The organism is Streptomyces sp. SID1328, from assembly GCF_009865595.1.
In the GTDB taxonomy this organism is placed as follows: domain Bacteria; phylum Actinomycetota; class Actinomycetes; order Streptomycetales; family Streptomycetaceae; genus Streptomyces; species Streptomyces griseoluteus.
Genome location: NZ_WWKH01000587.1, coordinates 1 through 11,130 on the forward strand (window position 1 = coordinate 1; position 11,130 = coordinate 11,130).

The window sequence follows — 11,130 nt, forward strand, 5'->3', positions numbered from 1 at the left end:
GGCGTCCAGGTCGTTCGTACAGTGGCGCGCTCCACCTGGACGCCCGGCACCGCGCCCGCTCCACGACGTGTGGGCCGAACGCAGACGGGACGCAGCCGAGGCCGGCGGAGGGGTGAGGCAGTCTTCTAGCTCTCTGGTTCAGAGACGCACAAGTGCTCTTACACTCGATTCTGCGACAACGGCGTGCCCCCGCAACTGCACCCCCGCCAGCTGAGCTTCCACACGGCGGCGAGCAGAACGTGGAGCACGACATCCAGCAGAGCGAGGGGGCACGGTGAGGGTCGTTAGCAACCGGGGTAGTGACCGACTGATCGATTTGGTGCGGTCAGGGCTCGAGCCTGGGGGCCAACTGGATCTAGCAACACCCGAATTCTCTGTTTTCGCTTACGGAGAGCTACGCGCCCAGCTCTCCAGACTGAAAGCAGTTCGCATTCTGCTCCCCAACGCAGACGCCGACGTCCACCTTGTCGGAGGTGAGCACGACCGTGCAGCGCGGAACCGCCTTGAGACGCGCTGGCTGGCCGCCTCTTGCGCCGACTGGCTGGTCAGACAAGGCCGAGTGCGCCATGCCGCCGACGGCATCCCACAGGGAGCACTCATCCTGCGCGACATGGCAGGCAAGCCGCAACACGCAACGTCCGGGTCGCTCAGCTTCACCGCGGCAGGGCTAGGCACCGCCCCCGGCAACCCACTAAGCCTTATCCAGGCCGCTGACGACACGGCCGAAAGCGAGCTGCTCGCCACTTGGTTCGAGAACGTATGGACACACACGCTCGCCCCGGACGACCTTGAGCCCGCGATCATAGATCGACTCCATGCTCTCGGCACCTACCGCGATCCGCAGCGTGTGTACCACCTGATGTTGCACCACCTCCTAAGCGCCTCCGGTGGCGAGCTTGACGAAGACGACGTAGTGGACGCCGCGACCGGTATCCGCGACACAGCCGTGTGGAAGAAGTTGTACAAGTTTCAGCGCGACGGTGTCATCGGCGCAATCGACAAGCTGAACCGATATGGCGGTTGCATTATCGCCGATAGCGTCGGTCTCGGTAAGACCTTTGAGGCACTGGCCGTCATCAAGTACCACGAGCTGCGCAATGACCGTGTTTTGGTGCTCTGCCCGAAGCGACTGCGGGACAACTGGACGATGTATGCGGCCAACGACCGGCGCAATATTCTCGCTGCCGACCGATTCAACTACGACGTCCTCAATCATACGGATCTGTCCCGTGAACGGGGAATGTCTGGTGAAATCGACCTCGCGCATGTCAACTGGGGTAATTACGACCTAGTAGTTATCGACGAGTCCCACAACTTCCGCAATGCCAAGTCGCCGAAGAAAGACGGCGAGACGCGCTACGACCGGCTGATGCGACAGATTGTGAAGGATGGCGTGAAGACGCGTGTCCTGATGCTCTCCGCAACCCCAGTCAATAATCGCCTCGCGGACTTGCGTAACCAGATTGCCTTCGCTACCGAAAACGAGGACACTGCACTGTCGCCGTTCGGTATCTCGAGCATCAACGAGACAACCCGGAAGGCGCAGCGGCAGTTCAACAAGTGGCAGGACCTGGCCCCGAATGACCGCGCTCCAGCCCGCTTGGTCGACATGCTCGGCTTCGACTACTTCGCCCTGCTCGACATGCTGACCATCGCCCGCTCCCGCAAGCACGTCGAGAAGTACTACGGGACCGCCGAGACAGGCCGTTTTCCGGAACGCCGGACACCGATCAATATTAAGGCGGACATCGATACGCACGGCGACTTCCACTCCATCAAGGACCTCAACGACGAGATCCGACGGCTCAACCTAGCCGCCTACTCGCCGATGCAGTACGTCCTCCCACACAAGCGCGCTGAGTACGACGCCAAATACAGCACTCGCCTCAGCAGCGGAAAGGGCTCGTTCCAGCAGGCAGACCGCGAGCGAAGCCTTGTCAACCTACTGCGTGTCAACATCCTCAAGAGACTGGAGAGCTCGGTCGAGTCTTTCCGGCTCACGGTGTCCCGGCAGCTCACAGACGTGGAGCGCCGGCTTGCCGCGATCGACCGGAACGACTCTGCTGTCTCGGATTTGAACATCGCTGATGTCGAGATCGACGACACACGGTATGAGGACTTGCTTATTGGGGGTAAGGTCAAGGTCCTCATCACCGACATGGACCTGATCAAGTGGCGCCAGGACCTTAACCAGGACCGCGAACGGCTAGCCGGCATGCTAGACGCGGCCAACAAGGTCAGCGCGAAACGTGATGCCAAGCTCGCACAGCTTAGGGAAATGATCAAGAACAAGGTCCGCGCCCCCATCAACGAAGGAAACCGGAAGATCATCGTCTTCACGGCTTTCGCGGACACCGCTAAGTATTTGTACGAGCAACTCGCCGATTGGGTGCGGGAAGATCTCGGCATCGAGGCTGGCCTTGTCACCGGCTCCGGCAGTAACCGAACTACCCTTCCGGAACTGCGCCGGGACCTGTCCACTATCCTCTCGGCATTCTCGCCACGTTCCAAGCAACGCCCCGAGGAACTGGCCGCAGAGGGCGAGCTCGACCTTCTCATTGCGACCGACTGCATCTCCGAGGGACAGAACCTGCAAGACTGCGACTGGCTAGTGAACTACGACATCCACTGGAACCCAGTCCGCATAATCCAGCGCTTCGGTCGTATCGACCGGCTTGGCTCCACTAACGAGACGATCCAACTGGCTAACTTTTGGCCGCAGATGGACCTCGAGGAATACATCAACCTGGAACGGCGGGTCAGCGGACGCATGGTCCTTCTTGACATCTCCGCCACCGGCGAGGAAAACGTCATCCGCTCGGAGTCTGGTGATCCGATGAATGATCTCGAGTACCGTCGTACCCAGCTCCTCAAGCTCCAAGACTCGGTCCTCGACCTGGAAGATCTCTCTACCGGTGTCTCCATCGCCGACCTGACCCTCACCGACCTCCGGATTGATCTCGCCGACTACGCCAAGAATCATCGTGCCCCACTGGAGGAGGAACCACTTGGGGTCCACGCCGTCACCGAGGCAGACCTGAGCGGCGACGTTCCACCAGGGTTGATCTTCTGTCTGCGCGCCGAGGGAAAGGCGGCTGATCGGGCGGAACGGTCCGGCGATCCGCTGGCTCCCTACTACGTGGTGCATGTGGGCGAGGACGGCGCAGTGCTGCTGGGGCACACCCAGGCTAAGCGTGTCCTGGACCGACTGCGACGAGTCTGCGCGGAGCAAAACACCGCCGACACGGCGACCTGCGCCTGCTACGACGCCCTCACCCGCAAGGGCGCTGACATGCGAACAGCCCGAAAGGCCCTCGCAGGAGCTGTGCGGTCCATCACCGGTAAAGAGGAGGAGCGTGCCGTAGCGAGCCTGTTCAGCTTGGACGGCACGCAGGCCACATCGGGCCAGTTCGCCGGCGTCGACGACTTCGAGGTCATCGCGTTCCTTGTCATCCTGTCGAGTGATGAGCTGCGAGCTGCTAAGTGAGCGCCGAAGACATACTGGCGGCCCTCGGACTCCCGGATGAGTGCTGGGTGGATATGCGAGTCCCGAAGACGCAGCTCGTTGAGCATGGAGGCTTCGTCACCGCGGACCGTCGGCGCATTCAGGAGGGGATCGAGTCACTGCGTTGGGTGGCGGCCATCAAACCGACGACTGTCAGCATTCCGTCTTACGAAGCTCCAGACGGCACGCGGCGTATTCCTGAGCTTCAGGCGATGACCCTAACGCTGCGCCCAGATGCGTCGGCTGGCCGTGTCAACGAGCTGATCCACCGGGTATTTCCATATCCGGTTCTGTTGGCTACGGAACAGGGAGACGAGGTGACGCTGTCGCTGGCTCTGAAGCGGTTGTCCGAGACACAGACCGGCAGGGCAGTGATCGACGGCGACGTACTGAGTGTCGCTATAAGCGACTCCGAATTGGAGCGGACGTTTCTGCGGGCGCTCGCCTTGGACAGACAGCCACACAGCAACCTCTTCAGCCTCTACCAAGGCTGGATGGACTGTACGGTTGCCCTGCGAGTGGCACGGGTGACCGGAGATTTCCGAGTGGCGGCGTCACCGGAATTGGTGCAGGAGCGACTCAACGCGCTCGCTATGGTTGCTCACTTGGAGAACAAAATAGTGCGGTTGCGAGCTCAAGCGAAGAAGGAACGACAGATGGCACGGCAAGTCCGGCTGAATGCCGAGATCAAAACCGTGCAGGCGGAACTACGCGACGTGCAGGCGAAGTTGTAGTCGGATAGAAAAGAGGACAGACCGCAAATGACGATGCAGCAGGTACAGCAGGGTGACCCGGAGACCGAGTCCAAGGACCTGGTGGCGGCCAACGTCGACCAGTTGAAGTCACTCTTCCCTGATGCCTTCACCGAGGGCAGGATCGATTTTGACGTCCTCATGCAGTTGCTCGGCGAAAACATTGATGAGGGCAAGGAACGGTACGGCCTCAACTGGCACGGCAAGCGTCAGGCCCGCAGGATCGCTCTGACGCCCAGCACTGGCACGCTGCTGCCACGCCCAGAAGAGAGCGTGGACTGGGACACCACGCAGAATCTGGTGATCGAGGGCGACAACCTTGAGGCACTGAAGCTGCTGCAGAAGAGCTACGCGGGTCAGGTCAAACTGATCTACATCGATCCGCCCTACAACACCGGAAACGACTTCATTTACGCCGATAGGTTCAACAATGGCGTGGCCAACTATCTCGAAATCACTGGACAGTTGGCCTCAGATGGCAGCTATACCTCAAGCGCTCGAGAGACCTCCGGAGGAGCACACTCGGCATGGCTCAGCATGATGATGCCCCGACTTCAGCTCGCAAGGAATCTCCTCCACGACGAAGGCGCCATCTTTGTTTCGTGCGATGACATCGAAGTAGCCAACCTACGACAGGTACTGGACGAGCTTTACGGGCCAGAGAACTTTATCGCACAGTTCGTCTGGAAGGCGCGCAAGTTCACCGATGCCCGTGCGGTCACGAACATCTCCACTGACCATGAATATATTGTCGCTTATTCGAAGCAGGCTGGATTCACTGCGCATGGCATCGAACGAGACGAGTCAAAATTCTCGAACCCCGACAGCGACCCCCGCGGACCTTGGATGAGCCGAAGCCTGCTGGGCCTGGCCAATAAGGAGCAGCGGCCGAACCTTCACTACGACATCGTAGAGCCGGGAACTGGCCGCCGTTTCCCGCCCAACCCTGAGACGGGATGGCGATATGCTCCCGAACGAATGAGGGACTTGATCGAAGCAGGGTCAATAATCTTCCCGAAGAAGGATGACGGGCGCCCTCGCGAAAAGAAATTCCGAGCGGACATGAAGTCGGATTTCATCGCTTTCCGTAGCATTATTGATGACGTCCACACGTCCAACGGAACAGATGAGCTCAAGGAGTTGCTCGGAGAGGGAGTATTCCCCTTTCCGAAACCTGTAGAGTTGATCCGCAGGATCGTCGAGCAGGTGACATCGCCAGGCGATATCACGCTGGATTTCTTCGCTGGTTCCGGCACTACCGGACATGCAGTGGCGAAGCAGAATTCGATCGATGGAGGTGATCGACGATTCATTCTCATTCAACTCCCGGAGCCACTCTCGACCACCAATAAGGCGCAGCGGACCGCAGCGCAGTACTGCGAGAGCATTAATCGCCCGCACTCGATTTCGGAAATCACCAAGGAGCGACTCGTCAGGGCTCTCGGTACAGTTCCTGCCGTCACGGACCGCGGGTTCAGAGTATTCGCGCTCGCCAATTCCAATATCAACCGCTGGGACACCACCCGCCAAGACCCCGAACAGCAGACCATCGAAGTCGTCGATAACATCGTCGACGGCCGTACCGAGCAGGACCTACTCTACGAGCTCCTCCTCAACCTCGGCCTGGACCTATCCTCGTCCATCGACACCCGTACCTTCGACGGTGTCGACGTATTCAGCACCGGCTACGGCCTCCTGTTCGCCTGTCTGCCTCCCGGTGATGCAATCACAAAGGACAACGTCGAGGCCATCGCCCATGGAATCGTAGACTGGCGCAAGGAGCTGGATCCGACCGGCGAGGTGTCGGTCTATTTCAAAGACACTGCGTTCCGGGACGATGTGGCCAAGGCCAATATGGCCGCGATCCTCGCTCAGCACGGTTTCCCCTTCGTGAAGAGCTTGTAGGGGAAGGTTGAGCGACATGAAGACACCCAAACTGCACTTCAGTGCCAAGCTTCCGCACCAGCAGAAGGCCATTGAGGCCGTCTGTGATCTCTTCCACGGACAGGAGACCGGGGGGAGCCTGTTCACAGTCAGTGATCCGACCACTGACCTATTCACACCAGCTGCCGGCGTCGGCAACCGGCTAACGCTATTCCCTGACCAACTCGGCGAGAACCTGCGCGCCGTCCAGCTTCGCAATAACCTAGCGCCGTCTCCGGACCCTGACACGGACAACCTGAACTTCACGATCGAGATGGAGACCGGCACCGGAAAAACCTACGTCTACCTCCGCACCATTTACGAGCTCAACAAGCGCTACGGCTTCACCAAGTTTGTTGTCGTCGTGCCCTCCGTCGCGATCAAGGAAGGCGTGCACAAGTCCCTCCAAATCATGGAGGACCACTTCAAAGCCCTTTACAGTGGCACACCGCTCCACTTCTTCCCGTACGACTCCTCCCAGCTCGGCCAAGTGCGCAACTTCGCCTACAGCGCCGGCATCGAGGTGATGATCGTCACCGCGGCAGCCATCAACAAGCAGGCAACTGCCCGCATTTACCAGGTCAGCGAGCAGACCGGCGGCGTGGCTCCGATCGACCTGATCAAACAGACCAGACCGATCCTCATCGTCGACGAGCCGCAGAGCGTGGACGGTGGTCCTCAAGGCCGGGGCAAGCAAGCGCTGGGCGCGATGCATCCCCTGTTCACCCTGCGCTACTCCGCCACGCACATCGACAAGTACGACATGGTGTACAAACTCGATGCCGTCGACGCGTACCAGGAGGGACTAGTCAAGCAGATCGAGGTCGCAGGGGGTGCAGTCGAGAACGCACACAGCCGTGCTTACGTCCGTCTGGAATCAATCAGCAAGAAGAAGAACGACTTCTCCGCCAGGGTCGAGGTCGATGAAGCGGTTCCAGGCGGGGGCGTCCGCCGAGTGGTCAAGACGGTCCAGCCGGGCTATCTGTTGGAGCAAGTAACTCGACGCAGCATTTACGAGGGCCTGCAGATCGGCGAGATCAGCAAGGCCAAGGGCGCGGAGTTCCTCCAACTCCGAGGCGGCGGCATCGACAAGCATCTCCAGATCGGCGAAACCCACGGCGACATTCCACAGCTGGAGAGGGCCCGTCACCTCATCCGCAAAACGATCCGCGAGCACCTGGACAAGGAGCTGGAGCTCCGCCCCAAGGGTATTAAGGTGCTCACTCTGTTCTTCATCGAACGAGTGGCACGCTACCGCACATACGGCGAGAGCGGCGAACCCATCAAGGGTGACTACGCTCTGATCTTCGAGAAGGAGTACCAGGACCTCAAGAAGCACCAGAAGTACGCCACACTGCTGGGCGACGTTGACCTCAGCTCGGAGGCTCAAGACGTCCACAACGGCTATTTTGCCCAAGACAAGAAGGGCACCTGGAAAGACGTATCGGAAGGCACGGGGCAGGACGGCGCAGATGCCGAGCGTGCGTACGACCTGATCATGAAGGACAAAGAGAGGCTCCTCAGCCTGGAAACGCCTCTTAAGTTCATCTTCTCCCACTCCGCCCTGCGTGAGGGCTGGGACAACCCCAATGTATTCCAGATCTGTAGCCTGCGTGAGATGGGCACCGATCGACAGCGGCGGCAGACCATCGGCCGAGGTCTACGACTCGCCGTCAATCAGGAGGGCGAGCGGGTCCAAGGATTTGACGTAAACACTCTCACCGTCGTCGCGACAGAGAGCTACGAACAGTTCGCCGCAGAGCTCCAGGCAGAAATCGAAGTCGACAGCAAGATCACGTTTGGCCGGGTGGAGTCCCACCAGTTCGCTAGCCTGCCCTCACCCGACGGCAGTGGAGAGCCTATCGGCTTCGAAGCTTCCCAGCGCCTTTACAAACACCTTCAAGACGAGGGCTATCTGGACGCCAAGGGAAAGATCGACGGCGAAGTTCTGGCGGAAGCCGTCGAGGCGAAAACCTTCATGTTGCCCGCGGAGTACGAGCCACTCACTGCCCAGGTCGCAGCGGTGCTGGAGAAGCGCGCGAAGGGTATGAAGATCAATGATCGGGATAAGAGGCATTCGGTAAAGGTCCGCAAGCAGGTCTTCGAGAGCGCCGAGTTCCGGGAACTCTGGGAACGCATCAAGCACAAGACCACTTACCGCGTGGACTTCGACGCAGACAAAGTTATCGAGGACTGCATCCGCGGCCTTCGCGAGGCCCGGCGGATTTCGCCGGCGCGGATGCGCTTCAGTAAGGCAAAGGTCGTGATAGGAGAAGGCGGTCTCGACACGGCCGACGAGTCTACGTCGTCGCCCGAGACCGTGGATCTCGGTAACGTACCGATGCCCGACATCCTAAGTGAACTCGCCGACCGAACACAGCTGACCCGTCGCAGCATCCAGCGCATCCTCGCCGCGAGCGGTCGACTCAACGACTTCCGCCTGAACCCTCAGGAATTCATCGACATCGCTGCCGACGTAATCACAGCCCGCAAGCGCGAAGCCCTTGTCAACGGCGTCAAGTACCTGAAACTAGGCGATAACGAATTCTACACTCAGGAGCTCTTCGCTGAGGAGGAACTGCACGGCTATCTCGGCAAGAACCTCATCGCCGCCAAGCGCAGCGTGTACGAGGAGGTCCGGTACGACTCAGAGACGGAGCGGAAGTTCGTCGAGGACTTGGAGAAGGCCGACGATGTCAGGGTCTACGCCAAGCTCCCCGGCTGGTTCAAGATCTCAACACCACTCGGTTCGTACAACCCCGACTGGGCCATTGTTCGTGAGACACACGATGGCCAGCAGCACCTCTACCTGGTAATAGAGACCAAGGGCACTCTGCAGGAGGAGCTGCTACGTCCCGAGGAGGCAGGGAAGATTCGCTGCGGCGGCAAGCATTTCGGGAGTCTCGGCACAGGTGTGACATTTGCCCAGAGCGATAGCTGGCACAACGTGCCGTTCATGGCATAGCCAGGTCGATACGGAGGGGCATCGCTTCGCTGTCCCTCCCTGCTCCACCGCGCAGCCCGTCACCATGGACGACCTGTGGACTCGTCCGCAGTTCCCAGCCGCGGGCAGGGCTGTGACCAGTAGCAACGTCGGAGTGCCACGCGCCCTCCGGAGCCGTGTGCGCAGGTTTGAATCGGGGGCACTCGCCGAGGATCAGCAGAGATCAAGTGCTGACCAGGGCGGATGCCGACAGAAGAGGGCGGGAGTCAGTCTCACTGACTCCCGCCCTCTCTCGTTGTCTCTCAGCGTTCGCGGCACACCTCCGACACACTCGGCCGCAGACGCGGCACCCATCCAGGCGGCCGCGGGCACCGGCACGGGGACGCGAGCAGCGGCAGCCCGGGTCGCGTCGTCCAAGAGTGCGGCGGTGGCCCAGGCCGGCGGGGCGTGTCGGGACCGTCAGGTCCGTGGAGGCGGAGCACGGCGTGGCCGTGCACGGCCCCACGCTTCTGGAACTCGGCGACGGGGCCGAACGAGGGCGGGGTGAGGGCGGCTAAGACGCGGAAGGCACGAACAGTCGCGGGGACGTCCTTGGGTTCACCGCCGGTGATCCCGGCGCGGATCGACGGTCGGGGCTTGCATGACCCGCTGCTGCGCGAAGACCCGCTCCTGGCGCTGTGCATGGGAAGAGTCAAAGATCACGAGCCCTTTCATCTCGTTTCCCCCATCCGGGGCAACAGAGGTGCCACTTCTTCCGGAAGGGACGAGTCTGGGATCAGACGGTGGGAGGCACCGACCGTCCACTCCTCTGTGTCATGTGGCCGGTCGGCCGCCTAGGTTGGAGCTGCTGATGAGCCCCTCTGTGACGTCTGTCGCCGTTGTTTGCGAGTGGTCGTTGCTCCAGCTCGGTATCGCGCAGGCAATCAACATCCAACCGGATTTGCAAATTACGACCATCACGAAAAGCGTGAACGACTTGCTCCGCGAGGCGAATGACGTAGAAATTATTGTGCTCACCAGTCTGCGGATATTCGATCAGGCGACATCTGAACAGGTAGCCCAGTTGCATCAGCAAGGGTACGCGGTCATTGTGGTGTCGACCTCGGAGGCCCAATCCGACGCCGTCCTGTGCATCCGGGCCGGCGCCCGCGGTTATCTAAGTCGACAAACGGACGGCTCGGAACTCGCGACGGCCATCCGCGCTGTTGCCTCAGGAAGAAGTTACTTTGGCACCAGTCTCGCGGGCAAGGGCCTGCCTGTCGCTCCTCCTCGCATCACTAGCCGCGAGAGGGAAATCTTGCAGCTCATTGCCAGCGGTGCGACAGATCGCGAGATTGCCACCAAGTTGAACATCACTGAAAACACGGTTCATACACATCTAGAGCGACTGGGCAGAAAGCATGGCTCTCGCCGTAGGGCCGACCTCACCCGCCTGGCCCTTGAATGTGGCGTGCTGGAGAACTAAGAACTTGTCTCGCTCGCAGGTGCGCCCCAGACACAAACGATCAGACCGGCAGAGGCTCTGTTGCTGCAAGGCGGAGGATTTGCCAGGTTGCCTTCCTCTGGTCTCGTCGCTCCAGAGCTCCGTCAGACCTGTTCGCACCTCGTAGGAATTCTCTCCGCGAGGTGCGAACTAATCTGATCGCGTTCCGCTCAACCGAGGTTGATTGACTCAGCGAGGCCCCGGGTCTCACTCGTAGGGCCAGCGCATTCACCCCGGATTGCCGACGTCATCCCGCACCCGAAGTTGTTGTGCTGGCGCCGGTGCTGCCGCCGGGCGGGGTCGTGGTGGTGCCGCCACCGGGCGGAGCGGTCGTGGTGCCGCCACCGGGAGGAGTCGTGGTCGTGCCGCCACCGGGCGGAGTCGTCGTGGTGCCGCCACCGGGCGGAGTCGTCGTGGTGCCACCGCCGGGAGGAGTCGTGGTCGTGCCACCGCCGGGAGGAGTCGTGGTCGTGCCGCCACCGGGAGGAGTCGTCGTGGTGCCGCCACCGGGCGGAGTCGTCGT

The 11,130-nt window shown here is 60.8% G+C and carries 6 protein-coding genes and 1 pseudogene; 5 read left to right on the forward strand and 2 right to left on the reverse strand.

Annotated features, from left to right (window positions below):
• Positions 1 to 610 precede the first annotated feature (610 nt).
• Genes GT030_RS18660 through GT030_RS18675 form a run of 4 tightly spaced genes read left to right on the forward strand, consistent with a single transcriptional unit; the run spans position 611 to position 9,145 of the window.
• Positions 611 to 3,487, forward strand: a complete 2,877-nt coding sequence (locus GT030_RS18660) for a DEAD/DEAH box helicase (protein WP_202460256.1) — start codon at positions 611 to 613, stop codon at positions 3,485 to 3,487.
• The gene (locus tag GT030_RS18665) at positions 3,484 to 4,239 is read left to right on the forward strand and encodes a DUF4391 domain-containing protein (RefSeq protein WP_161202060.1); all 756 of its coding nucleotides are present in this window, start codon (positions 3,484 to 3,486) and stop codon (positions 4,237 to 4,239) included. Before GT030_RS18660 ends, GT030_RS18665 begins: the two co-directional genes overlap by 4 nt.
• A 27-nt stretch (positions 4,240 to 4,266) precedes the next feature.
• On the forward strand, positions 4,267 to 6,162 hold the full coding sequence (locus GT030_RS18670) for a site-specific DNA-methyltransferase (protein WP_202460257.1): 1,896 nt from the start codon (positions 4,267 to 4,269) through the stop codon (positions 6,160 to 6,162).
• Positions 6,163 to 6,178: 16 nt separating this feature from the next.
• Positions 6,179 to 9,145, forward strand: coding sequence for a DEAD/DEAH box helicase family protein (locus tag GT030_RS18675; RefSeq protein ID WP_161202061.1), 2,967 nt, complete (start codon positions 6,179 to 6,181; stop codon positions 9,143 to 9,145).
• 342 nt (positions 9,146 to 9,487) lie between these two features.
• Here GT030_RS18675 and GT030_RS18680 read toward each other — a convergent pair.
• Positions 9,488 to 9,660: pseudogene (locus tag GT030_RS18680) on the reverse strand (replication initiator); the annotation flags it as partial.
• A gap of 326 nt (positions 9,661 to 9,986) precedes the next feature.
• On the opposite strand from GT030_RS18680, the gene GT030_RS18685 reads away from it, so the two are divergent.
• Positions 9,987 to 10,589 carry a response regulator transcription factor gene (locus tag GT030_RS18685; RefSeq protein ID WP_161202062.1) on the forward strand — a complete coding sequence of 201 codons (603 nt, stop codon included), beginning with the start codon at positions 9,987 to 9,989 and terminating at the stop codon, positions 10,587 to 10,589.
• 265 nt (positions 10,590 to 10,854) lie between these two features.
• On the opposite strand, the gene GT030_RS36530 is transcribed toward GT030_RS18685, so the two are convergent.
• Positions 10,855 to 11,130: hypothetical protein (locus GT030_RS36530; RefSeq protein WP_237522621.1), on the reverse strand; the 276-nt coding region annotated here is incomplete at its 5' end.

What these genes read in the sequence shown, in the direction of transcription:
- GT030_RS18660 (WP_202460256.1), top strand. Translation starts at nt 611, where the DNA reads ATGGCAGGCAAGCCGCAACACGCAACGTCCGGGTCGCTCAGCTTCACC.
- GT030_RS18675 (WP_161202061.1), top strand. Translation starts at nt 6,179, where the DNA reads ATGAAGACACCCAAACTGCACTTCAGTGCCAAGCTTCCGCACCAGCAG.
- GT030_RS18670 (WP_202460257.1), top strand. Translation starts at nt 4,267, where the DNA reads ATGACGATGCAGCAGGTACAGCAGGGTGACCCGGAGACCGAGTCCAAG.